This is a genomic window from Arthrobacter sp. ZBG10 (assembly GCF_001238605.1).
Classification (GTDB): domain Bacteria; phylum Actinomycetota; class Actinomycetes; order Actinomycetales; family Micrococcaceae; genus Arthrobacter.
Genome location: NZ_LFQH01000043.1, coordinates 1 through 25047, shown reverse-complemented (window position 1 = coordinate 25047; position 25047 = coordinate 1). Strand labels below are relative to the sequence as shown.

Below are 25047 nucleotides of genomic sequence, written 5' to 3'. Positions count from 1 at the left end.
CTGGACCCAACAACACCCCATACCCAACACGCCCCAACACCAAGCGCCAGAAACCCCAGCACCAGAACGGCAACAACACCAAGCGCCAGAGCAGCACGCCCAAGAAGCCCTGCCACCTGAACAACACACACCGGAACCATGCGCGCCTAGACATTCGGAACCACCAAACCCCCAGACATCCCAGCCGACAGCAGGAGATCCACATGCTCCGGCGCTGCATGTCCCGGAACAGTCCGCGTCCTGGCCCGAAGCGCAGACCGGTTTCCGTCCAGGCGAAGCCCTCGGGAGATCCACCTCCACGGAAACACTTGGCAGCACTCCCCCGAGGCCCGCTGCCAGGCCCCTGGAGTTCAAGCCCGCCCGGGATCCTGGCTCGGCACCCACTCTGGTGTGGGCGCCGGATGCAACTGGCCCGGTCCCGCACTTCGTTCCGCAGATCCCGAAGATCAGTCGGCACCATCGACGCCGGAGATGGCACAAAGAACTGTCGCCCTGCGAAGCAGCCGTCCAGCAGTGCCTCGACAGCCCCCGGAAATGAGAACCGAGAGGGCAACTGGACAGCCGGGCAACAGGGCAGCCGCCCCAGGATCGCCCGGTCTACCCCCAACGGATCAGCATGCAATAGCGTTGCTGCATGGCTTCACATCTGACCGACGTTCAACGGGCGGAGCTCTACGACCTCCAGAACACATGGGCACCCGATGACGAGTTCTTCCTGGCGACCGCCAACCAACTACCCACCAGCCGCATCCTGGACCTTGGCTGCGGCACCGGCCGGTTGACGTTGGCTCTTGCAGCTTCGGGACACACCGTGGTTGGGCTGGATCCGGATGCCGGCTCCCTGGCTGCTGCCAGGCGGAAGGACAAAACGTCAGCAGTGACCTGGGTCAACGGAACGTCCAGCGAAGTCGCCGCGGACGGCGGATTCGACCTCGTGGTGATGACGGCCCACGTCGTGCAGGCCATCCACGATAAGGAGGCCTGGGCCAGGACTCTGTCTGACGCCCATAGCGCCCTGGCCCCGGGCGGGCGGCTGGTCTTTGACTCACGCGACCCGGCTGCCCGCGCATGGGAACACTGGACACCAGGGAAAACGCGCACGTCCTTCACCTTGCCTGGCGGAAGCAAGGGCGAAACCTGGAAGGACGCAGGCCCCAACCAGGACGGGAAGGTGACAATCAGCGAACACGTCCATCTGTCCGGCCACACCGCGGCGGTCCATAAGTCGGTCCTCGCTTTCCGGACTGAGCAGGAGCTTCGCAGCGACCTCGGCTCCGCAGGGTTCACGGTGCAGCGGGTGTTCGGCGGCTGGCACAAGGAACCCGTGGGCGCCGGCCGCGGCGAATTAGTGGTCATGGCACGCCGGTAAGACTCCAGACGGAAGGACATGCCACCTCGGTCGGCCGCAACCACTAGGCTGGAGCGGATCCCTCCCGCAGGTGCGGGACTGTACCTGAAGGGACGCCATACCGATGGTGCAGGACGCATTTGAGCAAGGCCGGCCCAAGGCCGCCACCATCTACGACGTCGCCGCGCTGGCCGGCGTCTCCCATCAGACGGTCTCGCGCTACCTCAAGGACCGGAACACGCTCAAACCCAGCACCCTGGAGCGGGTCGAAAAGGCCCTGGCGGAGTTGGACTACACCCCCAACCTCGCGGCCCGGTCCCTGCGATCGCGCGAGCCGTACCGCGTTGTGGTGGTAGTGCCCGAAGCCTCGCTCTATTTCCCTTCCAGGGTCCTCAAGGGCGCGGCGGCCACCGCCCACGGCAATGGCTACCGCGTGGACGTGGTTTCCATGGAGGGGACCGCTGAAGCGCGGTCAAAACAACTGAACAGCCTCCTCTCCGGCGAGGACATCGCCGGCATCCTGTCCTTCGTCCCGCGTCCCGACGGCGATCCCGGCGCCGGTTCCCGGGTCCCCTTGGTGGTGGCCGGCGAATACGACAACAGGATGCGCGCGCTCGGCAGCATTGCCGACGGCTCCCCTGCCGCGAGCATCGTCAAGCACCTGGCAGCCCTGGGCCACCGGAATTTCTTCCACGTGGCGGGCCCGGACGGCTGGCCATCCGCCCGAAACCGCCACCAGGTCTACGAAGAAACCATCGCGGCCTTGGGCCTGAACTCTCTGGGTGTGGTGGCCGGGGACTGGTCGCCGGCTTCCGGCTACGCGGCGGGGCAGGTGGTGGTGGCAACAACGGACGTCACCGCCGTCGTGGTGGCAAACGACCAGATGGCCGTGGGCGTCATCCGTGCCCTGCATGAGCACGGCATCCCGGTCCCGGGCCGCGTCAGCGTCTTCGGCTGGGACGACACCCCGGAATCGAAGTACCAGGTCCCGTCCCTTTCCACGGTCCACATGGACCTTGAGCAACTCGGCGCCCGCAGCATGGCCGAACTCATCGCCCGGATCCGCGGCGAACAGTCCCCCGCCGACCCGCTGGAACTGCCACCCATGGAACTGATTTTCCGGGAATCCACGGGCCCAGTCCGGGCCTGAAGCACGCCCGCAGTCCCACGGTCGAGCGTCCCGGAATACCGCCGTCGAAAATTCCGCGGCAACAATTTTGGCGCTCCGGCCTGCGCACCCTACTCTGTTCTTAGCTAAGCCTTACCTAACTATCGACAGAGAGAAAGGCACGAACATGGAGGCCATCCTGTTCCCTACTGCGCACAACAGCGACTACCTTTACGGGCTGGCGAGCCACATCTGGATGGGCGACGGCCTGTTCCCGTCAGCACACAACCGCCGCGACGCGTATGCCCTTCCGGCCTACGACATCAACGGCCAGTGGTTCTACCCCTCGCGGTACAACAACTTCCTGTCACCGCAGCTGCCCGTGTACCTGCTGGACGAAGGCTTCCTGATGTCCACCGGCCACGGCCCTGAAGAGCCCGGCCTGCCCATCTTCGAGGTCCGGTGCATGTGCCTGCCGCAGCTCCAGCAGTGAAAATCACGACGCCGGCACGCACCAGTGTGCCGCAGCATGCCTGCTGAGACATTCCGCGACGCGTGGGGCATCCCCCACCTCCGGGCGGATTCCGCCGTCGAACTCGCGTACCTGCAGGGGCAGAACGCAGCCTCGGACCGCTCGTGGCAGATCGAGATGGAGCGCTGGCGCTCTGAGGGCCGGACGGCTGAACAGCTGGGTCCGGAGGGCCTGCTGTGGGACCGGTTCGCCAGGCAAGCGCGGATCGACCACACGGCACGCCTTTGTTTCGAGGCCATGGACGCGGAAACCCGGGCGTGGTGCGCAGCGTACGTGGACGGCGTCAACAATGCTCTGGAGCGCGGCCGCCGCGATGCCCCCGAGTTCCGCAGCAGCCGCACCGCCCCGGACCGCTGGCAGCCGTGGACCCCTCTGGGCGTCTTCCTGGTGCACCACATCCTCTTCAGCACTTTCCCCAACAAACTCTGGCGGCAGCACGTTGCCACCGCGTTGGGCGCTGATGCCGTGGAGCTGTTCAGCATTGAGGCGCCGGTCTGGGCGGGCAGTAATTCGTGGGCAGTGGCGGGCGGCCTGACCGCAACCGGCGCCCCGCTATTGGCCGGTGATCCGCACCGGCTGTTGGAGTTACCCGGGGTCTATCAGCAGGTGCGGCTGGCCTGTCCGGAGTTCGACGCCGTGGGGCTGGCTTTCCCGGGCGTGCCCGGACTGCCGCACTTTGGCCACGCCGGCAAGGCAGCATGGGCTGTCACCAACGCCATGGCTGACTATCAGGATCTCTTCCACGAGCAACTTCGCCCTCACGGCAGTTCCACGCAGGCGCTGGGTCCCGACGGCTGGGAACCTGTGGTCAGCAGCCATCAGGAAATCATTCGGGTCCGTGGCGGCGAATCGGATTCGGTGGACGTTGTGGAGACACTGCGCGGTCCGGTCATTTCCGGCGTGGCCGACGGCGGGGCTCTGAGTTTGCGGATGCCATCGCGGGTTTTGCGGTCCCTGGGCTTCGAGGCTCTGCTGCCGCTCCTACGCAGCACCTCCGCGGCAGATGTGGAAAAAGCCCTGGAGCAGTGGGTTGAGCCCGTGAACTGTGTGCTCGCGGCCGACAGTGCCGGGAACGTCCGGCAATTGGTGGCCGGCAGGGTCCCTGTCCGCGACGCCCGCAACCGCTCCCACCCCGTACCCGGCTGGCTGCCGGAGCATCAATGGACCGGCAAGTGGGTGAAGTTGCCACGGCAGGCCGTGACCAGGCTGGCCGTGCATGCCAACGATCGGGAATCCGGCGGCGGCAGCCTGACCGGCCTGGAGTTTGCCCCCGCACACCGGGCCCACCGCATCCGCCATCTGCTGGAGAAGGCCGCGGCTGACCAGGGCGGCGGGGCAAGAATGGGGGCAGAACACGGGCCCGGGCCAGGGCCAGGGACCGGAGTAGTGCACGGGCCCGGGTCAGGAACTGGGCCAATATCCGGGGCCGGGCCGCACGCCGGTCTGAATGCGGACCACATGCAACGTATCCACCTGGACACCCGCCTGGGCTCGTGGCCCGCCCTTCGCACAGTATTGGCGGACCTGTGCATCGCGGACCTGCCGCTGTCCGGGCCGGCCGCTGCCCTTCGACGCCAACTGCTGGGCTGGGATGGGCAGATGGACGCAGCGAGTTCCGTGGCGGGAAGCCTGGCCGGATGGCGTTCGGCACTGGTGCTGGCACTGGCCAGGGCCCCGCAGCTTGCTCCGCTGGCTGAACCCTCCGGTTATTCGGCGCTCTTCTCGCCCTGGCTGAGCCCGGTGGCCCGGGTGGGGTTCGCCCTGGAAACTGTCCTCGCGGACGGCACCCACTTTGGCATCGACGTCGCCGCCGCGGCCCGCCAGGCCCTGGAGGAAACAGCGGCAGCCCCTGCCGCCGGTCCCTGGGGTGCCAACCACACAGTCCTGCCGTTGCACGCCTTGGCCGACTACCCTGCCAGCGGCGCGGTGCCACCCGGTACCGCACCCACGCAGCTCTCCGGCGACACCAGTTGTGTGCTCTCCACCGAGAGCCTGCCGGGACTCAGCGACGGATCCTTCCGGGGACCTGTGGCCCGTTACGTGTGGGATTTGTCAGACAGGGCTGGAAGCCGGTGGATTGTTCCCTTCGGGGCAGCAGGCAACCCCCACCACCCTCATTTTCAGAGCCAACTGCCGCTGTGGGCTGCGGGCGACCTGATTCCCGTGGTGACCGACTGGGACCAGCTCACCAGGGAGGACCCGCCCGCTGGGTCGGAGTCCTAGCCGGTCCCGGCCGGAGACACGGGCCGGAGGCACGGGCCGGACGGAGCCACGGCCCGCATTGAGCCACGGCCGGGCCGGAGCCGCAGCCAGGGCAGGTGGGCTACTCCTCGCCGTTGTCCTTTGCGTCGAGGTACTTCGCCATGGCCTCGCAGGCCTGGTTCCACCTCGCGTTCAGGGCGTGCCGGCTCAACGGTTCGAGCATGCCGTCCAGGACTTTCTCCATTGCTGCATGTGCGGCATCCAGGGCTCGTTCCTGCGCCGCCGGTGTGTAGTAGTTCATGTCAGTTATTCGTTGCGGCGGCGGACGGGGATGGTGGAATGCTGCTGGGCATCGGCGCGGCAGGCCGTAGCGAGGTGATCATCCGCCGGATGTCCTGGTACTCGGTGGTGTCCATGTATTTCCGGGCCTGTTCCAGATAGGGCAGACCCGCGGCGCCGGGCACCACGTTGTTGTCCGGGTTGAAAAAGGCGCCGAACATGGCGGCGGTTGGCGGCCAGGTAAAGAAGTGGAAGATGGGGCACGCTGAGTCACCCGTGGCCGCCGGCACTGTGGTGATGCCATAGGCCGCGGCCGGGGTCTCAGCCGGTCCCGCTGCTTCAGCATCGCCTCTGGTTTCGAAAACAAACCTCGGCTTAACACCGTTCCGAGCCAGCACGGGAAGTTCCTGCAGCTCCAGCACCTCGTACGGGTACTTTTCCTGACAGGTGGAGCCCGTTGCCATGTTTGTCCGCAGCGTGGCCAGCGGCTTACCGGACTTATTGGTGACTTCCGCAAAGGCCCCGCCACCCTCAGGCAGTTCACCTGCCGGATCCCGGACGCTCCACGCCTCCGGATAGTCGAACGCCAGTTGCCCGTCCGCCGTCGTAAACGTCTTCAAGGAAGCCCTCGGGGCTGTGCTGGTTGAAGGGGATGTAGTTGAAGGCGCCGTGGTAGTTGAGGGGCCCGTGGTGGAAGGGGCAGTGATGGACGGGGCAGTGGCGGAAGGCGAAACGGCGGGCGGTGAGGTGGCCTCGACGCTCGGCGGCACCGGTATCCCTACGGGGAGGGTCGACGTTGGCGTCCCGCCCTGCAGGCCGCATCCCGCGAGCGCCACACCCATCAGAATCATTGCGGGGAACAACCCGCCGGACCTTTTCATTTCACCCTCCAGAGAACGGGAGAACCTGTTCTCCCATTGTGGAACTGCGGCTCCGTTCCGGACCCGGCTCCAGGTCATTGCCGCCCAACCGTTGCGGCCGGTCACAAAAGGGCACCTCAGGCTAACGGACGACGGCGGCCCGGTACCAAAGGGAACCGGGCCGCCGTCGCGCAACTCCTGGGTTAGAGGGTGGCAGTGTCGATCACAAAGCGGTAGCGGACATCGGAGGCGAGGACGCGCTCGTACGCCTCGTTGATCTTGTCGGCCGCGATGACCTCGATCTCGGCGCCGATCTTGTGTTCGGCGCAGAAGTCGAGCATTTCCTGGGTTTCGCGGATGCCGCCGATCATGGAGCCGGCGAAGGACCGGCGTCCGCCGATCAGGGCGAACGCGTTCACCGGAAGCGGTTCAGCCGGGGCACCCACGTTGACCAGTGCGCCGTCGAGGGACAGCAGCTGCAGGTAGGAGCTGATGTCGATCGAAGCGCTGACGGTGTTGATGATCAGGTCGAAGGACCCTGCCAGCTTCTCGAACGTCTCCGGCTCGCTGGTGGCGTAGTAGTGCTGGGCGCCCAGGCGCAGCCCGTCTTCCTGCTTCTTCAGGGACTGCGAAAGGACCGTTACTTCGGCACCCATGGCTGCGGCGATCTTGACGGCCATGTGGCCCAGCCCGCCCAGGCCAACCACTGCCACCTTCTTGCCTTCGCCGGCACCCCAGTGGTGCAGCGGGGAGAAGGTGGTGATGCCTGCGCAGAGCAGCGGCGCGGCCACGTCGAGGTCGATGCCCTCGGGAATGCGGACCACAAAGTCCTCGGTGACCACAACGTGGGTGGAGTAACCGCCCTGGGTGATGGATCCGTCGCGGTCAACAGCACCGTACGTGCCAACGTTGCCCTTGAGGCAGTACTGCTCTTCGCCCTTCAGGCAGTTGACGCACTCGCGGCACGAGTTGACCATGCAGCCAACACCGACGCGGTCGCCCACGGCGTGCTTGGTTACGGCGGAGCCAACCTCGGTGACGATGCCGGCGATTTCGTGGCCGGGAACCAGCGGGTACTGCTGGGGTCCCCAGTCACCGCGGACGGTGTGGATGTCCGAGTGGCAGATGCCGGCGAACTTGATGTCGATCAGGATGTCGTGGGCACCCACTTCGCGGCGCTCAATGGTGGTGGACACCAGGTCACCTGTGGCGGACGGCGAGGCAAAAGCTTTGACGGTAGTCATGATTCTCCTGTGGTGTTGGGGATAAAAACTGGAGGGTGTTCAGTTATTGGATCTTCGGTTCTGCCCTGTTATTCGAGCGGTGCCAGGAACGTCCGGAAGTCCCCGCGCTCCGAGTGCATCCGCCAAAGGGTTTCGGCAATTGCGTCGGGGTGGTGCGTGGGGTCTCCCCCACCGATTCCGCGGGGAATGATCAGTTGGCCCACGTGGATTCCCTCCGGGGCGAGGGCATCGTGGAGCAGTTGCGCGTAGGCACTCCCGCCGGCGAAGGCGATGGAGGTGCCGGTAACTGCCCCGTTGGGCCTGACCGCGCTGGCGCCGTTGACAAAAAGGACAGTTCCGCCGCCCAAAGTCCGCATGCCGGGGATGACCTGGCGTGCTGCGGTGACGGGACCGTAGATGGAAAACTCTACCGGCCCCACGAGGTCAGAGGCTGCGGTGTCCAGGACCGGAAGCATAAATTCCGGGGCGGGAACGGGGCTGTACTGGAGCACCTCCACCGGCCCCAGTGCTGAGGCGGCACGGTCAAGCGCCACCTGCAGGGACCCGGGATCGCGGACGTCAGCGGTTAAGCCAACAGCGTGAATTCCTTCGGTCCAGAGGGTGTCGGTGAGGGTGTCCAGGTTGTCCTGGCTTCGGGCCAGCAGGGCCACTGCGAACCCTTCCCGGCCGAAGCGCCGGGCAACCGCGAGGCCCAGGCCTTTGCCGGCGCCGATGATGGCGATGGTGCTCATGGTGTTGATGCTCCGTTCTGTTGAAGGTTTCCGGGACCGGCGTCGGGATGGCTGTCGCGGCGGGCGTCCCGGCCGGTGTCGGGGCGTGCTTCCTGGCGGGCCAGGACCAGGAGCCCGAACAGCGACAGTAGCGCCCCGCCGATCATGAGCGCAGCCATGGGCACTGCAGTGCCGGTGCCGCCCAGCCCCGCGATGGGCGCCACCACCCCTGCCGTGGTCCACTGCACCAGGCCCAGCACTGCGGAACTGGTGCCCGGATGGCTGGGGACTTCGGCGGAGGCGAGGGCGCCGCCGTTCGTGTTGATCAGGCCCTGCGCCACCATGAGTGCGAAAAAACTGCCCATCGCCACCAGCAGCGGGGTTCCCCACCACAGCGCGCCGGCCAGCATGGCCAGGCCCGCGGCGAGCGCGATGACCTGCCCGGTGAGGATCACTTTCCGCGTGGACACCCGCCCTGCCAGGCGTGCGGAGACCAGGGCTGCGATGGTCATCCCGCCGGCGTTGGCGGCGAAAACCACCGAGTAGGCCACCGGGGAGAGCCCGTTCATGTTCTGCAGGATAAAGGCGGACGTGGCCACATAAGCAAACAACGCAATAAAGGCCGACGACGCCACCACCACATAGCCAACAAAGCGGCGGTTGGACAGCACCACCTTCGCCGCCCGGCCGAATTCGCCCAGCCCGCCCGCATGCCGCTTTTCCGGCGGCATCGACTCCGGCACAATCAGCAAAGCACACAGGGCCATCAGGATACCCAGCGCTGCCAGGGTCCAGAACGTCATGCGCCAGCCCGTCAGCTGGAGGATGACGGCGCCCAGCAGCGGGCTGATGATCGGTGCCACGCCGCCGATTCCCATCACCACGTTGAGCACCCGCACCAGCTGCGGGCCGTGGGCCAGGTCCACAATCACGGCGCGGCCGATCACCATGGCCCAGCCACCGCCAAAACCTTGCAGGAAGCGGGCGGCCACCAGGATGCCCACGTCCGGTGAGAGGGCGCAGGCGATCGAAGCGAGCGTCATCAGGATGGTGCCCGCCACCAGCGGCAGGCGTCTTCCTCGCTGGTCGCTGAACGGCCCGCCCACCAGCTGGCCAAGGCCCATGCCGGCGAAAAAGGTGGTTAGCGTCAGCTGCACGGCCGACGCTGTGGTTCCGAACTCGCCGGCAACCCGCGGGAACGCCGGCACGTACATGTCCGTAGCCAGGGGCGCCACAGCGGTCAGGAAAATCACCGTGGCCACCAGCGTAGCCGGGACAGTACCGGCCGACGGCGGCAAGGTGGAGGGGAATCGATTGGGCACCACACCATCAAACAACCCTCCGCAAATCCTAGCGAGGGCCCTGCTGTAACGGGTTCCAGCAGACCCTCCCTAGGGCCTGCCGTTCCGTCGTAACGTGTCCCTATGGATAACCGAGCCGAGGTCAGGACGTTCCTGGCATCCCGCCGTGCCCGCATCACCCCCGAACAGGCCGGCGTGGAATCCTACGGCGGCCGCCGGCGGGTGCCCGGCCTGCGCCGCGAGGAAGTGGCCCGGCTTGCCGGAGTGAGCGTCGATTACTACACCCGGCTGGAGCGCGGGAACCTCAGCGGCGTCTCGGACAGCGTCCTGGACTCCATTGCCCGGGCGCTGGAACTGGACCGCGCCGAGCACGACCACCTCTACGACCTGGCCCGTGCCGCCACCCCGTCGGGCCGGAAACGTCCTGCGGGAACGGCTCCCGCCGGGGTCCGCCCGGTCCTGCAGCACCTGCTGGACACCATCACCGGAGCGCCGGCGTTCATCGGCAACAACCGGATGGATATTGTGGCTGCCAACACCCTGGGCTACGCCCTCTACGCGGACCTGTACCGCGGGGTGTCCCGCCCGGCCAACCACTCGCGGTTCATCTTCCTGGACCCCCGCGCCCATACCTTTTATACCGATTGGGACCGGGCCGCCAACGTCAACGTGGCCATCCTCCGCCGCGACGCGGGCCGCGCCCCGCACGACAAGGGCATCGCCGAACTGGTGGGTGAGCTGTCCATGCAAAGTGACGAGTTCCGCACCCGCTGGGCGGCGCACAACGTCCGCCGGCACTACTCGGGCACCAAATTCTTCCAGCACCCGGTGGTAGGGCTGCTCGAACTGGACTACCAGGTCCTGGACCTGGGTGAAGACCCAGGCCACACCCTGACCGTCTACCCTGCCGTCCCCGGCAGCCCGTCGGAAGAGGCCCTGAAGCTCCTGGCATCGTGGGCCGTGACCGAGAAAATCGTCGAGCGGGCCAGGGAGCAGGTCCGTACAGGGGCCGGCAGCCAGCCAGGGTAGACCTCGCGGGCAGGTGATCTCCGCAAGCCGGCACGTTTCCCTCGAAACGTCAGGCGCAGGCCGCAAGCCGGGCTAAATCCCATCGGCCGGCTGATCTCCGCAAGCCGGCACGTTTCCCTCGAAAGGTCAGGCGCAGGCCGCAAGACGGGCTAGATCCCATCGGCCGGCTGATCTCCGCAAGCCGGCACGTTTCCCTCGAAAGCTCAGGCGCAGGCCGCCAGTCACATGAACCCGCGTTGCGGTCCGTGGCGCCCGATTGCCGTCAGAGCCCTCCCGATGGCGCAATAAGAAGCGGCGTTTCCTCCCGTTTCGCCTCCATTGCAGCATGCTGGCCAAGGCCTGCTGAACCGTGCTTAAGTGTTGGAACAGCCGGTCCCAAGGTGTACCGGAAGCAAGGAAGCGACAAAGGAGGACCGATTGCCAGGCACCATCACAACCGCACCCGGCAGCAGCCACGCCTCGCCGTTTTTCCGCACCCCGCTGCCTGGTTTCCGGCGGTCCACCCACTACCGGCGGCAGTCGTGGTGTCTGTCGTCCACCGGCAGCCGGCGTCGAATGTGTCCGGCCTCCTGATCTCCGCCTAGCGGCCCCGCCCGGCCTTCCCGATCCGCCCGCCGACGTCCCACTGGCAAATCCGGCAGAGCAAACCTCACGGAGTAAATCCGGCAGGCCAACGCCGGCAGGCAAACCCAACAGGCAGCCCCTGACCGTGCGGACCGTTCTCCAGCGGTTCTCTTCTCCGGTTTCCCTGGTCGGCCGCCAGGGTCTGCGCAGTTCGTAACCCAGCCCTATCCGGCACAACCCGGTTGCCCCGCCGGGCGGGTTTGCCGCACCCAAAAACCTGCGGTTCCCCTTGTTTTTGACCCAAATTTCCAGCCCTCGTCCCCGAAAGGCACACCATGTCCTTGACACCCTCCCCGCCGCCGCTGGGTATCTCCCGGCGCCCGTTGACCCGCCGCCGCGCCCTCGCCGCGCTCCTGGCGATTCCAGCCGTCGGCCTCCTGACTGCCTGCGGCGGCGCCGCCACTGCCGGCAACCAGCCCTCTGACCGGGTGTCGTTCGCGCCGCTGGAAACGTCGGTCCCGGCCGGCACCACCATCACCGTGGGTGATCCCAGCATCAAGGTGGCCCTGGAACTGTCAGGACTGGGCAAAGAGCTGGAGGGCATCAACGTAGCGTTCGCCAACATCTCCGGCGGCCCGCAAACCACCGAAGCCTTCCGGGCCAACGCCCTGGATGTGGGCTCTGTGGCCGACATCCCGCCCATCCATGCAACCTGGACCGGCCTGGACGTCCGCATCATCGCCAGTGCCTACCGGCAGGATGCGGTGAACCATCCGCTCTACGAACTGGGTATTGCACCGGAATCCGGCATCAAAAAGCTGGAAGACCTCCGCGGCAAAAAGGTGGCGTACAGCCCCGGGCAGGCCCAGGGCGCCCTGGTGCTGCGTATCCTGGAAAAAGCAGGGCTGGCCCAGGACGACGTCAAACTGGTGGAACTGCCCAGCAACGGCGACGCTTACTCCTCAGCATTGTCCAGCCGGCAGGTGGACGCGGCCCCCCTGGGCGGTGTCCAGATCAAGCGTTACCTGGCCAAGTACGGCGCCGACGGTGCCAGTACCCTCCGCCACGGCCTTCGCGACGACCCCGGCCACCTGTATTCGCCCGCCACCGTCCTGGCCGACCCCGCCAAGGCAGCAGCCCTGGCCAAGTATGCGGAGGTCTGGGGCAAAGCCCAGCGCTGGGTCGAGGACCACCCGAAGGAATGGCTCGAGGGCTACTACATCAAGGACCAGGGCCTGTCCGCCGCGGACGGCCAGTACCTGATCGACGCAGCCGGCCGGCGGGACGTCCCCACTTCCTGGACCGAAGCCATCGCCAGGCACCAGCAAACGATTGACCTGCTGTCCCGGGAGCAGAAAAAACCGCACCTCAACGCCGCTGACCTCTACGACACCCGCTTCGAAGCGATCGCAGGCACTGCCTTCGCCGAAGCTGCCAAGGGAGGCACCCAGTGAGCGCCGCCCCCGTACTGGAACGCCCCGCCGTCGAACCCCACCAGGACCCCGCCCTCGCCGGCCGCGACGACGTCCGGCCTACCGGCAAAAGGTTAGGACCCGGGCGACGACGGCGACTCGCCTGGCTGCTGGGCCCCTCGGCGTTGCTGCTGCTCTGGACCGCCGGCTCGGCAACGGGCCTGCTGGACCCCAGGATCCTGTCCGAGCCATGGACGGTGGTGGCCACCGCAGGTGAGCTGCTGGCCGACGGGCGTCTGCAGGAAAACCTGGCCATCTCGGCCCAGCGCGCCCTGCTGGGGCTGTTCTTCGGCACGCTGGTGGGTGCGGTCCTGGCCCTGCTCGCAGGGCTCAGCCGTGTGGGCGAGGCGCTCATCGACGGGCCCGTCCAAATCAAGCGGGCAATCCCCGGCCTGGCCCTGATCCCGCTCCTGATCCTGTGGTTCGGGATCGACGAGACCATGAAGGTCCTCACCATCACGCTTGGCGTTTTCGTCCCGGTCTACCTCCAGACGCACGCCGCCCTGCGGGGCATCGACCTCCGTTATGTGGAACTGGCGCAGACCGTGGGCCTGAGCCGGGCCGGCTTCATCCGCCGGGTGGTCCTGCCCGGCGCCCTTCCCGGATTCTTCCTGGGGCTGCGCTTCGCGGTCACCGGCGCGTGGGTGTCCCTGGTGGTGGTGGAACAGATCAACGCCACCAGCGGCATCGGCTACATGATGGAGCTCGCCCGCACCTACGGCCAAACCAACATCATCGTTTTGGGCCTGGCCGTCTACGGCATCCTGGGCCTGCTGTCCGACGGCACCGTCCGCTTCATCGAACGAAAGGCACTCTCATGGCAACGCACGTTGGCGGGCTGACCCGTACCGCCCCTCCCATTTCCGGATCCGCGGCATCCGCGGACTCCCGGGCGGCAGTGTCCGTCCGCGGCCTGATCCGCAGTTTCGGTCCCAAGGGCGTCCTGAACGGCGTGGACCTTGACATCGCCCCCGGCGAATTCGTGGCCCTCCTGGGACCCAGCGGCTGCGGCAAAAGCACCCTGCTCCGCGCCCTCGCCGGATTGGACCACGACGTCCGAGGCAGCGGTGTCATCACCGTCCCGGACCGGGTCTCCGTGGTCTTCCAGGACTCGAGACTGCTGCCCTGGGACACCGTCCTGGGCAACGTCACCCTGGGTCTGCGGGAGCACGACGCCGAGGCACGGTCCCGCAGGGCACTCGCCGAAGTGGGACTCGCCGGCCGGGAAAAGTCCTGGCCGCACGAGCTGTCCGGCGGCGAACAGCAGCGGGTGGCGTTGGCCCGGTCCCTGGTCCGGGAACCGCAGCTGCTCCTGGCCGACGAACCGTTCGGCGCCCTGGACGCCCTCACCCGCATCCGGATGCACGGGCTTCTGCAGGACCTTGTGGCCGCGCACCGCCCGGCTGTCCTGCTGGTCACGCACGACGTGGACGAGGCCATTGCCCTGGCCCACCGGATCGTGGTCCTGGACAGCGGCCGGGTGGCCACCGTCCGGACTGTCTCGCCGGACGTTGGTTCGGCGGCCGACGCCGCCGGGCACGAAGCCTTGCGTCGGGACCTCCTCGCCGCGCTGGGCGTGGTCCCCGCACCTGGTGCCCAGCCCACCACGCCTGCTGCACCAGCCGCCGTCGGCCATTGAAATCCCAGCCTTCCATCTTCCCAAGGAGTACCCCATGAGTTCCAGCCCCGGATCCCCGCAGCGCCAGCTTCACCTCAATGCCTTCCTGATGAGCACCGGCCACCACGAAGCGTCGTGGCGGTTGCCCGAAAGCGACCCCCTGGCCAGCACCGATGTGGAGCATTACCGGAAGCTGGCCCGCACGGCCGAGCGCGGCAAGCTTGATTCCATCTTTTTCGCCGACTCCCCCGTCCTGTTCGGCGAGGTGGGCCGTCGGCCGGCCGGCAAGCTGGAACCCACGGTCCTCCTCACCGCGATTGCCGGCGCCACCGAACGGATCGGGCTGATTGCCACCGCCTCCACCACCTACAACGAGCCGTACAACCTGGCCCGCCGCTTCGCCTCGGTGGACTGGGCCAGCGGCGGGCGGGCCGGCTGGAACGTGGTCACCACCGCCGGACCGGACGCGGCCCGGAACTTCGGCGTGGATGACCAGCCCGCCCACGCCGTCCGGTACGAGCGGGCTGCTGAGTTCATCGAGGTGGCAAGGAAGCTCTGGGACAGCTGGGACGACGACGCTGTTGTCGCCGACAAGGCGGAGGGCGTGTGGGGGGACGGGGAGCGGATCCGCGTGATCGACCATCACGGCAGCCACTTCAAGGTCCGCGGCCCGCTCAACGTGCCGCGCCCACCGCAGGGGCACCCGCTGATTGTGCAGGCAGGTTCCTCCGAGGACGGCAAGGACCTCGCCGCCCGGTACGCGGACGCCGTCTTCACCGCCCACCAGACCCTTGCCGACGCGCAGGCGTTCTACGCGGACCTCAAGACCAGGACGGCCGCGGCAGGACGGAATCCGGACGCCATCAAAATCCTTCCCGGCATCGTCCCGCTCATCGGCGCCACCGAGGCGGAGGCGCTGGAGCTGGAGCGTGAGCTGGACCGGCTGATCAAGCCGGAGTACGCCCGGCTCCAGCTGGCTAAAACCCTTCGTGTGGCGCCCGAGGACCTGGCCCTGGACCGGGAACTGCCGGACAACCTGCCCAGCGAGGACCAGATCGAGGGCGCCAAGAGCAGGTACACCCTGATCGTGCAGCTGGCCCGGCGCGAACGCCTCACCGTGCGCCAGCTGATCGGGCGCCTGGGTGGCGGCCGGGGGCACCGGACCTTCACCGGCACCCCTGTCCAGGTGGCGGACGCCATCCAGGAATGGTTCGACGGTGTCGCTGCGGACGGCTTCAACATCATGCCCCCGGTCCTGCCGTCCGGCCTGGAAACGTTTGTGGACCAGGTGGTGCCCATCCTGCAGGAGCGCGGCCTGTTCCGGACCGAGTACACGGGAAGCACGCTGCGGGAGCACTACGGCCTGGAACGCCCGGCCAACCAATACGCCGGCACCACTGCCCCCGTGCTCGCCTCGGTGGGGGCGGCGCTGTAATGGGCCGGCAGCTCAAACTCAACCTCTTTATTTATCCCGGCGGCCACCACGAGGCAGCCTGGCGGCACCCGAAATCCGCCACGGACCGGCTGCTGGACATCCGGTTCTACCAGGAACTGGCGCAGCGGGCCGAGCGGGCCAAGCTGGACGCCGTGTTTTACGCGGACGGCCCGGCGCTGGAGAGCAACGTCCGGTTCGCCACCCGCTTCCGGATCGAACCGTTCACCTGGCTGTCAGCGATCGCGGTGGCCACCGAACGGATCGGCCTGATCGGCACCGCCAGCACCACCTACCTGGAACCGTACAACGCCGCCCGGCTCTTCGCCTCGCTGGACCACATCAGCGGCGGCCGGGCCGGCTGGAACATCGTCACCACCGGCGCGGAACGGGCGGCCCAAAACTTCGGCCTGGACCAGCATCCGCCCCACGCCGAGCGGTACGCCCGGGCCGAGGAGTTTGTCCAGGTCACAGGCAAGCTATGGGACAGCTGGGAGGATGACGCGGTGGTGGCCGACGCCGGTACCGGGGTTTTCGCCGACACGTCACGGATCCACGCGATTGACCATGAGGGCGGCTACTTCCGCGTGGCCGGCGCCTTAAACACGCCCCGGACCCCCCAGGGCCGGCCGGTGCACGTCCAGGCCGGTTCGTCCCCCGAAGGCACCGCGTTTGCAGCCCGGTACGCCGAAGCCGTCTTCACCGCGCATCAAAGCCTTGCCAGCGGCCAGGCGTTTTATGCCGACATCAAAGCCCAGGCGGCAGCCCTGGGCCGCGACCCGGACCAGCTCCTGGTGCTGCCCGGCATCAGCCCCTACCTGGGCTCCACGGAAGCAGAAGCCAAAGCCCTCAAGCAGGAGTTCGATGAGCTTACCCAGCCTGAATACGGGCTGGGCATCCTGCGGAACCTCCTGGGGGTTGACCTGTCAGGCGCGGACCTGGACCAGCCGTTCCCGCCGGATCTGCTGGCCGGGGCGGAAGGGTTGGCCAGCAGCCGCAGCCAGCTGGTCCTTGACGTCATCCGCCGGGAACAGCCCACCGTCCGGGAGGTCCTGCACCGGTATGCCGGCGCCCGCGGACACTACGTCTTTGCCGGCACTCCGGTCCAGGTGGCGGACGAGATCCAGCGCTGGTTTGAACAGGGCGCCGCGGACGGGTTCAACATCATGCCGCCGTGGCTGCCGGGAGGCTTCGACGCCTTCGCGGACGAAGTGGTCCCCATCCTGCAGGCCCGTGGCCTGTTCCGCACCGAGTACACCAGCACCACCCTCCGCGGGCACTTCGGCCTGGACCGTCCCGCCAGCCAGTACAGCCGCGGACTCCTGGCGGCCCGGGGCTGACGCCGCGGGAACGGGGCGTCAGGGCAGCGACATCTTCGGGGCAGGGGCGTCGCTGCCCGCCGTGGCGGGCGGCTGGGGTTTGTACACCCAGGCCACCAGCACCACCGAAATGATCATCAGCAGGAACCAGGACACCAGCTTTTCCAGGCCCACGGGTTGCCAGCCGTCCACCTGGCTGGGGTAGAGCCACGCACCGGACCAGGTGGCGATGTTCTCCGCGACCCAGATGAACAGCGCCACCAGCAGGAAGGAGAGCACCAGCGGCATCCTGAACTCCCGGCGGAACACCCGGAAATGCATCACGCAGCGGCCGTAAATGATCACGACGGCGGCCAGCAGCAGCCAGCGCAGGTCCCAGATGTAGTGGTGGGTGAAGAAATTCGCGTAGATGCCAATGCCCAGCAGCGCCGTGATCCAGCGGGGCGGGTAGTTGGCAAACTTCAGGTCGAACAGCCGGTACACCCGCACCATGTAGGAGCCCACGGCCGCGTACATAAAGCCGCTGAACAGGGGCACCGCGCCGATCCGCAGCCCACCCTCCACCTCATAGGCCCACGAGCCAACGTCCGTTTTGAAGAGCTCCATCACCGTTCCCACCAGGTGGAACAGGATGATGACACGCAACTCCCGCAGGGTTTCCAGCCGGAAGGCCACCATCAGGATCTGGATAACGACGGCGGCCAGTGTCAGGAAGTCGTTCCTGGCCAGTCCCACGCTCTCCGGGTACCAGAGCCGGGCCGCCATCAGGACCACCAAAAGCGCGGCACCAAAGATGCAGGCCCAGCCCTGCTTGAGGCCAAAAACCACAAACTCGGTGAGTTTTGACCGGGCACCGCCGGCAGGCGCCGTGGCCAGGAACCGGCGTGCCCTCGCGTCGATCCGCTGCTCAACGGTGGTGGCACTACGCACGGTGTTCCTGCTTTTTCGGGTCACGGGGTTTTGGGTTGCCAGGGTTTGGTTTACCGGGGTTTGGTTTACCGGGGCTTGGTTTACCGGTCTGCGGCTTGTCCAGGCTGGCCAGGCAGTAGTCCTTGAACCAGTGCCGGAGGCGGCGGGGCAGCCGCGGATAGGTGAACGCGAGCGCGCGCAGGGTCCGGTGGAAACGCCGTTCGTGGCCCTCGCTCCACGGCAGCCCGAAGTCTTTCCGCAGCTGGTCCGGCAGCAGTCCGGCGGTGAGGAACCGGGCCAGCGGCATCACCGCGCGGTACCAGAGCGGTGCCTGCTCCGGATACAGCAGGCCGCGGCCCACACGGACTGCTGCGTCGTCGGCCCGCAGCGAGCCAAGCTGTCCGTCCCAGTACTGCGCAAAGGCGGCCCGGTCCGCCGGCCACTTGTGCGCGGGGAGCTGCAGGGCTGTGCCGAGTTTCGCGTAGTCGCGGTACATCGCGTCGGCGGTGTCGGCGTCGGGCGCGCCGTAGATTTCGGTGATGATGACGGAGGCCGTGTCGTAGAGGGTGGCGGCCACCCAAAGCTGCGCATCGGCGTCGTACGCGTTGTAGCCCCTGGCCGATGCGTCGGCATCACGCCGGACGGGGGCGTGCGCCTTGTTGACACGGCGCCGGACCTCGCGGACCTGCTCCTCGGAGCCGTAGACCACCGCGTAGACGTAGGTGAGGGTGCCCATCAGGCGGCTGATGGGCCGGTGCGTGAACGTGCTGTGCTCGGCCACACCGTGGCCCACTGCCGGGTTGGCGATCTGCAGCAGGATGGCCCTGCCCGCGCCGGCGAGCAGGATGCCTTCAGCGCCCAGATGGGCTATTCCCCGCTCCATCCCAACAGGCTACCGGAGGCGGGCCTGCCGGATTGACCCGGCTGGAGCGGGGACCCGCCCGGCCGGGCGGGCGGCTCAGCAGAAGGCGAGCGACCCGTCCGGGCGGACCGGCAAGGTGCGTTCCCAGTGGATGTAGTCGTCTTCCGCCAGGGTGGACTCGTCGATCTCGATCCCCCAGCCGGGCCGGTCCGGCCGCAGTTCAAGGTGCCCGTTTACCGGCAGGTACGGATCGGGGCACCAGGTGGTTTCCTCCAGCTTGTATTCAAGGATGGAGAAGTTGCTGCAGGCGGCGGCGAAGTGAAGGTTGTGGGCCACGGCCAGCGGGCCCATGGGGTTGTGCGGGGCCACCATGGTGAAGTGCGCTTCGGCGATCGTGGCGATCCTGCGCATCTGCGAGATCCCGCCCACCACGCAGATGTCCGGCTGGACGATGTCGGCTCCCCCGCCCGTGAGCAGGCTGAGGAACTCGTTGCTGGAATACAGGCTTTCGCCGGTGGCCAGCGGCACCTTGAGCTCGGACCGCAGCCGGTGCCAGGCCGGGAAGTATTCGGGCCTGATGGGTTCCTCAAAAAAGAGCGGCTGGTAGGGGGCCAGCGCGTTGCCCAGCTGGACCGCCTGGTACGGCTCGAAAATCTTGGCATGCGCGTCGAACGCGAAGTCCCACTCATCGGGGCAGGCTTCGCGGACTGCACCGAAGTACTCCGCCGTTTCGTTGACCACCGCACCCCAGCGCCGGTTATGGATGTCGCCCCGGAACGGGCTGAGCTTGAAGGCGGTGAACCCGAACTGCTCATTCAGGCCGGTTGTAACGTCCCTGCACTCCGCGGGGTCTGGCGCCGAGTAGACACCTGCATAGACGGCAACCCTGTCCCGGACGGCACCGCCGAGCAGCCCGTACACGGGAAGGTTGACAGCTTTGGCGGCGATGTCCCACAGCGCGTGGTCGATGGCGGAGATCGCGGCCAGGCCCAGCGCCCCCTGCGGAAACCGCGCCATCCGGATGAGCTTTTGCGTCAGGAACTCGACCCGCCGGGGATCCTGGCCCTTAACCTGCTCGAACATGTAGTCCAGCATGGGCACCAGGGCCCAGTCCGGTCCGTGGTTGTACGCTTCACCCCAGCCGGACAGGCCCTCATCCGTGTCGACGCGCAGGAGCAACCGCGGCCGGTTGCCCACCCGCTGCATAAACGTCTTGAATCCGGTGATTTTCATGCGTGGGCTCCTGCCGCTGCGTGGATCGGCTGGCTCTGGTCCGCAGCGGTGCAGCCCCATTCGGACAGGATCCCCGCGATTTCGGTGCGGGCCTGATGGTTGAGCTCGTGGCTGGGTGGCCTGATGGTGCGGTTGCACAGACCCAGCTGGGCCAGGGCTTCCTTGATGACGCTGACATTGTTGGCGGAGCTGTCCTCGGCGCGCAGCTCCTCAAACCGGGAGATGCTGGCCAGCATGTCCCTGGCGGCCGGGTAGTCCTGCGTCCGCAGGGCGTCCCGCAACGCCAACGAAAGCCGTGGGTTGACGTTGACCAGGCCTGAGGTGAAGCCTTCGGCGCCGTGGACGGCGTAGGACAGGGCGTACGGTTCCGCGAGGCCGGCGATCCATACAAACCTGTCCGGCCCGGCCAGGTCCCGGATCCGGGCAAACTGCGTCACGTCCGGGACGGCGTATTTGATGCCGACGACGTTGGGGCACCGGCCTGCCAGTTCCACCAGCATGGCCGGGGTCACCCAGGCGCTGCGGATATAGAGGACAAAGGCCACGCCAGGGGCAGCCGAGGCGATCTGCGCGTGGTAGTCCACCCAGCCCAGCGGTGAAACGTGCGGATGGACCGGCTGGTGGATCATAACCATCCTGATGCCGGCCTCTTCCCCCGCCTTCACGTCCGCCACTGCTGTGGCAACGTCGTGTCCCACCCCAAGGAGCAGGAAGGCCTCCGCCCCCACTTCTTCGGCGGCGGCTGTGATCAGCTGACGGCGCTCTGCGGCAGTGAGGGCGTAGAACTCACTGGTGTTGCCGTTGGGGGTGATGGTGGTGACGCCGCTGCTGACCAGCCGGCGCAGCAGCTTCCGGAAGCTGCCCAGGTCCAGTGCACCGTCCTGGTACGGCGTCACCGGAATGGCAACTACATCTGCCAATGCGGTGCGGAGCTCAGAGAACGTCATCGTTTTCCCCCGACTATCTGTCCGATTGCCCGGACCTCGAAACTGTGGATGTGGTTTAGGACCAGTTCGCCGGCCCGGCCGGCGTCGCCGTTCCGTGCTGCGGCGAGGATTTCGGCGTGCTCGGCGGCTTCCGAATCCCAGGAGGGCAGCCGGGTCCAGGCGTTGACGGAGATGAGGGCAGTCTGCTCACGCAGGCCGTCCAGCATGTCCACCAGGACGGGGTTGCCGCAGTTGGAATACAGGAGCTGGTGGAAGTCGCGGTTGGCGAGGCTGCGCTCGGCCTCATCCTCTGAGGAGGTGGCCCGGTCCAGGGCCTGCTGGGCGAGTTCGACGTCGAACCCGCGCTCCACGGTCCGGGCCACCGCCACTGGTTCCAGCAGGGTCCGGACGTCGAAGATGCTGCGGGCCATCGCTTCGTCCACCACGCGCACCGTTGCGCCCTTGTACTCGCTCATGGTGACCAGGCCGGCACCGGCGAGGGTCTTCAAGGCCTCCCGGACAGGCGTTTTGGAGATCCCGAAGCTGCGCGCCAGGTCCGTTTCCACCAAAGGCTGCCCGGCAGGCAACTCACCTGTGAGGATCGAGCGCCGAAGGGCTTCAACAACGAGACCCGTCCGGGAGGAGGAGAGCAGCGGCCCGGGCTGCATGGCGTTCGTAGTCACAGTAAATTCCTTTCCATAAACATCAGCATATCAGGTGTATCGTATGTAGTATACGATGTACGAAGCACGACATAGCCGGCTTCACATCGCCACTTGAGAGGAACGCAATGAAGCGTACGGATAATGCCCAGTCCCCGACCCGGAGCCGCAAGGGCAGGACAGCACTAGCCCTGGCAGCCATCATGGCTTCCACACTGGGGCTGGGTGCCTGCGGTTCAGGCAGCACAGGGGCCAGCGACTCCGGGGAAGTTGTCCTGGAGCTATGGGACACGGACACCCGCCCCGAACGGACCGAGAACCTGAAAAAGCTGATCAGCATGTTTGAGGCCAAAAACCCCGGCATCAAGGTCAACTACCTGGGGTTGCCCACCGACTCCTACATGCAGAAGATCAGCACCGCCATTGCCACCAAGGCCACCCCGGACCTGGTGACACCCAAGGCGTCGGACGTTTCAGCCCTCGTCGCCCAGGGCGCCCTGGCACCCCTGGACCAGGACTTCAAGGACGGTGGATGGGAAGAAAAGATTTCCCCCGCCATGACCAAGTCCTCCAAGGCAGCCTCACCCGACGGGAAGCTCTACCTGACCCCGGCCACCAGCCTCGCCGACGTCATCTACTACCGCTCCGATTTCATGAAGGACGCCGGCCTGTCGGCTCCCGCATCCTGGGACGACTTCTACACGGCAGCGGACAAGCTGACGGACAAGGGCGCCGGAAAATTCGGCTATACCCTCCGCGGCGGCAACGGGTTCTTCTCCCAGTTTGTCCAGATGGTCTACCCGCAGTCCGGCGTGGACACGTTCTTCCGCGAGGACGGAACCTCCACCCTTGACGATCCGGCAGTTGTTGCCGCGGCCCAGAAATACGTGGACCTTTACGGCAAGGACACCGCCGGAAGCGACCTGACCGCGGACTTCAAAACCATGGTGGCGCAGTTCGGCGCCGGCGGTGCTGCAATGCTCAGCCACAGCATCGGTTCCTACCCCACCCACGTTGCCGCCATCGGCGCGGACAAGATCGGCGCCGTGGCACCGTTCCCCGCGGATAACGGCAAAACCGTTCTCACCGGCCGCATGACCACCGGGTTCTCGATGTTCCAGGCAAGTCCCCACAAGGAAGCCGCCTGGAAGTTCCTTGAATACACCATGAGCGATGAAGGCAACAGCTTCTGGGCCCAGAAGTCCGGCTACCTCCCGGGCAACCTCGAAGTGGCCAAGGAAACCTGGGTTACCGAAAACCCGGCCATGCAGGCCTCCGTAAAAGCCGTTGAGGACAGCAAGGCCGTGGTCCTGGAACAGCCGTTCTACCTGCCCGAGTTCAACTCCATCACCACCACGGACATGCTTCCGGAGTGGCAGCGGGTGCTCCAGGGCGACCTTTCCGTGAAGGACTTCCTGACCCAGTCCGCGGAGAAACTCACCAAAGCCCAGCAGAAGCACGCGAAGAAGTAGGCCATGGCCCTGATCGCCCAGAAACAAAAGCCCGGCAGGCCGCCGGCCGCCACGCCGCGCAAGCGAGCGAACAGGTCGCGGCGCCTGTACCCCTACCTCCTGATCGCGCCCGCCGCGATCCTGACGCTCGTGTTCCTGGTCTACCCGGTGGGCAGCGTCTTCTACTACAGCCTGCAGCACTCCAACGTCACCCAGCCCTGGGACGACGGGTTTGCCGGCTTCGAGAACTTCATCGCGATGGGTTCGGACCCGCTGTTCTGGCGGAGCCTTTCCTTCACCGCCCAGTGGGTGGTGGTGGAAGTGGGGCTTCAGTTTGTCTTCGGGCTCGCGCTGGCCCTGCTCATCAACAAGTCGTTCATCGGCCGCGGGCTGGCCCGATCCCTGGTCTTTTCCCCCTGGGCCGTGTCAGGCATCCTGACCACCACCATCTGGATCCTGATCTACAACCCGTCCACCGGCGTCGGCCGCTATCTTGCCGACATGGGCATCGGCGAATACGGCGTGTCCCTCCTGGCAGGCAGCGACACCACGTTCTGGGCCCTGGTGCTCGCCGAAATGTGGAAGGGCATCCCGTTCTTCGCCATCCTCATCCTGGCCGATCTCCAGTCAGTGTCCCTGGAGCTGTACGAGTCCGCGGACGTTGACGGCGCCGGGACCTGGCGGAAGTTTGTGTCCATCACCTGGCCGCATATCCGGCAGGCCGTTGTGGTGGCCACGCTGCTGCGGGCGGTCTGGGAATTCAACAACGTTGACCTCCTGTACACACTGACCGGCGGCGGGCCGGCAAGCTCCACCACCACCCTGCCGCTCTATGTGGCGCAAACGGCCATCCACGACCGCGACTTCGGCTACGGGTCCGCCCTGACCGTGGTGGCATTCCTGATCCTGACCTTCTTCTCGCTGGTCTATCTGCGCATCACCAAGTCAAAGGAGGATGACAAGTGACCTCGCTGCTTCCCAAAGCGCATGCCGCCGGCCGTGCCATCGCGCCGGAACCGATACCGGCCCGGCCCATCAGCAAGCTCAAGGCACGCCAACGCCGGATCGACCGCGTCCTGACCTACGTGCCGCTGGCACTGTTCCTGATCTTCACCCTTGTGCCGTTCTACTGGATGCTGCTTTTCGCGTTCCGACCCACGGGATCCACCTCGCTGGTCCCCTGGCCCATCACCTTCGAGCACTTCGAAACGGTCTGGAACGGCTCCGGATTCGGCATCTACTTCAAAAACAGCCTGTTTGTGGCCGTGATGAGCCTGCTGTGCTCAACGGTCATCGCGCTGCTGGGCGGTTACGCCCTGGCACGCTTCAGGTTCCGGGGCAAGACGCTGTTCCTCGTGGCCATGCTGTGCACCCAGTTTGTTCCCGGGGCCATGATGCTGATCCCGCTTTTCGAGATCTTCAACGCCGTGGGCCTGACCAACAGCCTCTGGAGCCTCATCATCTCCGACACGGTGTTCCATCTGCCGCTGTCACTGATCCTGATGTCCGGCTTCATCCGCAACGTGCCGGTGGAGCTGGAGGAGGCCGCCTGGGTGGACGGCTGCACCCGCATCCAGGCGTTCCGGCTGGTGGTCCTTCCCCTGCTGAAACCCGGCATTGTGGCCGTTGGTTCCTTCGCCTTCATCAGCGCCTGGAACAACTTCCTCTTCGCCATCATGTTCATCAGCAGCCAGGACCAGTTCACGGTTCCCGTGGGCCTGAGCTACCTGCTGGGCGAGTTCGGCGCCGACTTCGGCGCCCTGGCCGCCGGCGGCGTCATTGCCATCATCCCCGTGGTGCTCCTGTTCGCCTACGTGCAGAAGTTCCTGGTCCAGGGACTCAGCGCCGGTGCGGTCAAGGGCTGAGCCCGGACCCGTTCGAAGTGTCGGGGCCGGCTGCCGGGTGGCGGCCGGCCCCAACGATGCTTTCCCGTATCCCCACACCCTGGAGTTTGTTGTGATTCTTTCCGGACATTCCCTGATCGCC

At 66.6% G+C, this 25047-nt stretch carries 23 protein-coding genes; 13 read left to right on the top strand and 10 right to left on the bottom strand.

What is annotated here, in order from left to right; translation table 11 throughout:
- The first annotated feature begins 634 nt into the window (after window positions 1-634).
- The 4 genes from ACU18_RS10995 (at window position 635) to ACU18_RS10980 (ending at window position 5211) form a co-directional block, all read left to right on the top strand.
- Window positions 635-1369 carry a class I SAM-dependent methyltransferase gene (locus ACU18_RS10995; RefSeq protein WP_050685593.1) on the top strand — a complete coding sequence of 245 codons (735 nt, stop codon included), beginning with the start codon at window positions 635-637 and terminating at the stop codon, window positions 1367-1369.
- Between the two features lie 103 nt (window positions 1370-1472).
- Window positions 1473-2498: a LacI family DNA-binding transcriptional regulator gene (locus ACU18_RS10990; RefSeq protein ID WP_050685592.1), complete on the top strand. Its 1026-nt coding sequence runs from the start codon at window positions 1473-1475 to the stop codon at window positions 2496-2498.
- A gap of 145 nt (window positions 2499-2643) precedes the next feature.
- The gene (locus ACU18_RS10985; RefSeq protein WP_050685591.1) at window positions 2644-2949 is read left to right on the top strand and encodes a hypothetical protein; all 306 of its coding nucleotides are present in this window, start codon (window positions 2644-2646) and stop codon (window positions 2947-2949) included.
- Window positions 2950-2985: 36 nt separating this feature from the next.
- The gene (locus ACU18_RS10980; protein ID WP_050685590.1) at window positions 2986-5211 is read left to right on the top strand and encodes a penicillin acylase family protein; all 2226 of its coding nucleotides are present in this window, start codon (window positions 2986-2988) and stop codon (window positions 5209-5211) included.
- Window positions 5212-5311: 100 nt separating this feature from the next.
- Here the strand turns inward: ACU18_RS10980 and ACU18_RS10975 are convergent, their stop codons facing one another.
- From ACU18_RS10975 to ACU18_RS10955, 5 genes are all read right to left on the bottom strand, one after another.
- Complete coding sequence (locus ACU18_RS10975) at window positions 5312-5491, bottom strand: hypothetical protein (protein ID WP_050685589.1); 180 nt, start codon at window positions 5489-5491, stop codon at window positions 5312-5314.
- 1 nt (window position 5492) lies between these two features.
- Window positions 5493-6089, bottom strand: a complete 597-nt coding sequence (locus ACU18_RS10970) for a hypothetical protein (protein WP_231686057.1) — start codon at window positions 6087-6089, stop codon at window positions 5493-5495.
- Between the two features lie 443 nt (window positions 6090-6532).
- Window positions 6533-7573, bottom strand: coding sequence for an NAD(P)-dependent alcohol dehydrogenase (locus ACU18_RS10965; RefSeq protein WP_050685587.1), 1041 nt, complete (start codon window positions 7571-7573; stop codon window positions 6533-6535).
- Between the two features lie 68 nt (window positions 7574-7641).
- A complete protein-coding gene (locus tag ACU18_RS10960; protein ID WP_050685586.1) occupies window positions 7642-8304 on the bottom strand; it encodes an SDR family NAD(P)-dependent oxidoreductase in 663 nt (220 codons plus the stop codon).
- Window positions 8301-9605, bottom strand: a complete 1305-nt coding sequence (locus tag ACU18_RS10955; RefSeq protein ID WP_197273565.1) for a multidrug effflux MFS transporter — start codon at window positions 9603-9605, stop codon at window positions 8301-8303. Before ACU18_RS10955 ends, ACU18_RS10960 begins: the two co-directional genes overlap by 4 nt.
- 102 nt (window positions 9606-9707) lie before the next feature.
- On the opposite strand from ACU18_RS10955, the gene ACU18_RS10950 reads away from it, so the two are divergent.
- From ACU18_RS10950 to ACU18_RS10925, 6 genes are all read left to right on the top strand, one after another.
- Complete coding sequence (locus ACU18_RS10950; RefSeq protein WP_050685585.1) at window positions 9708-10613, top strand: helix-turn-helix transcriptional regulator; 906 nt, start codon at window positions 9708-9710, stop codon at window positions 10611-10613.
- Between the two features lie 899 nt (window positions 10614-11512).
- On the top strand, window positions 11513-12631 hold the full coding sequence (locus ACU18_RS10945; protein WP_050685584.1) for an ABC transporter substrate-binding protein: 1119 nt from the start codon (window positions 11513-11515) through the stop codon (window positions 12629-12631).
- The gene (locus tag ACU18_RS10940; RefSeq protein ID WP_157407676.1) at window positions 12628-13491 is read left to right on the top strand and encodes an ABC transporter permease; all 864 of its coding nucleotides are present in this window, start codon (window positions 12628-12630) and stop codon (window positions 13489-13491) included. Before ACU18_RS10945 ends, ACU18_RS10940 begins: the two co-directional genes overlap by 4 nt.
- The gene (locus ACU18_RS10935) at window positions 13467-14288 is read left to right on the top strand and encodes an ABC transporter ATP-binding protein (protein ID WP_050685583.1); all 822 of its coding nucleotides are present in this window, start codon (window positions 13467-13469) and stop codon (window positions 14286-14288) included. Before ACU18_RS10940 ends, ACU18_RS10935 begins: the two co-directional genes overlap by 25 nt.
- 34 nt (window positions 14289-14322) lie before the next feature.
- Window positions 14323-15702, top strand: a complete 1380-nt coding sequence (locus tag ACU18_RS10930) for an LLM class flavin-dependent oxidoreductase (protein WP_050685582.1) — start codon at window positions 14323-14325, stop codon at window positions 15700-15702.
- Complete coding sequence (locus ACU18_RS10925) at window positions 15702-17039, top strand: LLM class flavin-dependent oxidoreductase (protein WP_050685581.1); 1338 nt, start codon at window positions 15702-15704, stop codon at window positions 17037-17039. The genes ACU18_RS10930 and ACU18_RS10925 overlap by 1 nt, the downstream gene beginning before the upstream one ends.
- Before the next feature lie 18 nt (window positions 17040-17057).
- Here the strand turns inward: ACU18_RS10925 and ACU18_RS10920 are convergent, their stop codons facing one another.
- The 5 genes from ACU18_RS10920 to ACU18_RS10900 all read right to left on the bottom strand — a co-directional run bounded on the left by ACU18_RS10920 (window position 17058) and on the right by ACU18_RS10900 (window position 21631).
- On the bottom strand, window positions 17058-17948 hold the full coding sequence (locus ACU18_RS10920; protein WP_050685580.1) for a DUF817 domain-containing protein: 891 nt from the start codon (window positions 17946-17948) through the stop codon (window positions 17058-17060).
- On the bottom strand, window positions 17941-18810 hold the full coding sequence (locus tag ACU18_RS10915) for an oxygenase MpaB family protein (RefSeq protein ID WP_082178285.1): 870 nt from the start codon (window positions 18808-18810) through the stop codon (window positions 17941-17943). Before ACU18_RS10915 ends, ACU18_RS10920 begins: the two co-directional genes overlap by 8 nt.
- A 75-nt stretch (window positions 18811-18885) precedes the next feature.
- On the bottom strand, window positions 18886-20022 hold the full coding sequence (locus ACU18_RS10910) for a mandelate racemase/muconate lactonizing enzyme family protein (RefSeq protein ID WP_050685579.1): 1137 nt from the start codon (window positions 20020-20022) through the stop codon (window positions 18886-18888).
- The gene (locus ACU18_RS10905; protein ID WP_050685578.1) at window positions 20019-20969 is read right to left on the bottom strand and encodes a dihydrodipicolinate synthase family protein; all 951 of its coding nucleotides are present in this window, start codon (window positions 20967-20969) and stop codon (window positions 20019-20021) included. The genes ACU18_RS10910 and ACU18_RS10905 overlap by 4 nt, the downstream gene beginning before the upstream one ends.
- Complete coding sequence (locus ACU18_RS10900) at window positions 20966-21631, bottom strand: GntR family transcriptional regulator (RefSeq protein ID WP_231686056.1); 666 nt, start codon at window positions 21629-21631, stop codon at window positions 20966-20968. Before ACU18_RS10900 ends, ACU18_RS10905 begins: the two co-directional genes overlap by 4 nt.
- 107 nt (window positions 21632-21738) lie before the next feature.
- Here ACU18_RS10900 and ACU18_RS10895 point away from each other — a divergent pair, with 107 nt between their 5' ends.
- From ACU18_RS10895 to ACU18_RS10885, 3 genes are read left to right on the top strand one after another with little or no spacing between them, the layout of a single operon-like run.
- The gene (locus ACU18_RS10895) at window positions 21739-23082 is read left to right on the top strand and encodes an ABC transporter substrate-binding protein (RefSeq protein WP_082178284.1); all 1344 of its coding nucleotides are present in this window, start codon (window positions 21739-21741) and stop codon (window positions 23080-23082) included.
- Between the two features lie 3 nt (window positions 23083-23085).
- Window positions 23086-24027, top strand: coding sequence for a carbohydrate ABC transporter permease (locus ACU18_RS10890; protein ID WP_050685575.1), 942 nt, complete (start codon window positions 23086-23088; stop codon window positions 24025-24027).
- Window positions 24024-24926 carry a carbohydrate ABC transporter permease gene (locus ACU18_RS10885; RefSeq protein WP_197273564.1) on the top strand — a complete coding sequence of 301 codons (903 nt, stop codon included), beginning with the start codon at window positions 24024-24026 and terminating at the stop codon, window positions 24924-24926. The genes ACU18_RS10890 and ACU18_RS10885 overlap by 4 nt, the downstream gene beginning before the upstream one ends.
- The last annotated feature ends 121 nt before the right edge of the window (window positions 24927-25047 follow it).

What these genes read in the sequence shown, in the direction of transcription:
- ACU18_RS10995 (WP_050685593.1), top strand. Translation starts at nt 635, where the DNA reads ATGGCTTCACATCTGACCGACGTTCAACGGGCGGAGCTCTACGACCTC.
- ACU18_RS10990 (WP_050685592.1), top strand. Translation starts at nt 1,473, where the DNA reads ATGGTGCAGGACGCATTTGAGCAAGGCCGGCCCAAGGCCGCCACCATC.
- ACU18_RS10985 (WP_050685591.1), top strand. Translation starts at nt 2,644, where the DNA reads ATGGAGGCCATCCTGTTCCCTACTGCGCACAACAGCGACTACCTTTAC.
- ACU18_RS10980 (WP_050685590.1), top strand. Translation starts at nt 2,986, where the DNA reads ATGCCTGCTGAGACATTCCGCGACGCGTGGGGCATCCCCCACCTCCGG.
- ACU18_RS10975 (WP_050685589.1), bottom strand. Translation starts at nt 5,491, where the DNA reads ATGAACTACTACACACCGGCGGCGCAGGAACGAGCCCTGGATGCCGCA.
- ACU18_RS10965 (WP_050685587.1), bottom strand. Translation starts at nt 7,573, where the DNA reads ATGACTACCGTCAAAGCTTTTGCCTCGCCGTCCGCCACAGGTGACCTG.
- ACU18_RS10960 (WP_050685586.1), bottom strand. Translation starts at nt 8,304, where the DNA reads ATGAGCACCATCGCCATCATCGGCGCCGGCAAAGGCCTGGGCCTCGCG.
- ACU18_RS10950 (WP_050685585.1), top strand. Translation starts at nt 9,708, where the DNA reads ATGGATAACCGAGCCGAGGTCAGGACGTTCCTGGCATCCCGCCGTGCC.
- ACU18_RS10945 (WP_050685584.1), top strand. Translation starts at nt 11,513, where the DNA reads ATGTCCTTGACACCCTCCCCGCCGCCGCTGGGTATCTCCCGGCGCCCG.
- ACU18_RS10935 (WP_050685583.1), top strand. Translation starts at nt 13,467, where the DNA reads ATGGCAACGCACGTTGGCGGGCTGACCCGTACCGCCCCTCCCATTTCC.
- ACU18_RS10930 (WP_050685582.1), top strand. Translation starts at nt 14,323, where the DNA reads ATGAGTTCCAGCCCCGGATCCCCGCAGCGCCAGCTTCACCTCAATGCC.
- ACU18_RS10925 (WP_050685581.1), top strand. Translation starts at nt 15,702, where the DNA reads ATGGGCCGGCAGCTCAAACTCAACCTCTTTATTTATCCCGGCGGCCAC.
- ACU18_RS10915 (WP_082178285.1), bottom strand. Translation starts at nt 18,810, where the DNA reads ATGGAGCGGGGAATAGCCCATCTGGGCGCTGAAGGCATCCTGCTCGCC.
- ACU18_RS10910 (WP_050685579.1), bottom strand. Translation starts at nt 20,022, where the DNA reads ATGAAAATCACCGGATTCAAGACGTTTATGCAGCGGGTGGGCAACCGG.
- ACU18_RS10905 (WP_050685578.1), bottom strand. Translation starts at nt 20,969, where the DNA reads ATGACGTTCTCTGAGCTCCGCACCGCATTGGCAGATGTAGTTGCCATT.
- ACU18_RS10895 (WP_082178284.1), top strand. Translation starts at nt 21,739, where the DNA reads ATGAAGCGTACGGATAATGCCCAGTCCCCGACCCGGAGCCGCAAGGGC.
- ACU18_RS10890 (WP_050685575.1), top strand. Translation starts at nt 23,086, where the DNA reads ATGGCCCTGATCGCCCAGAAACAAAAGCCCGGCAGGCCGCCGGCCGCC.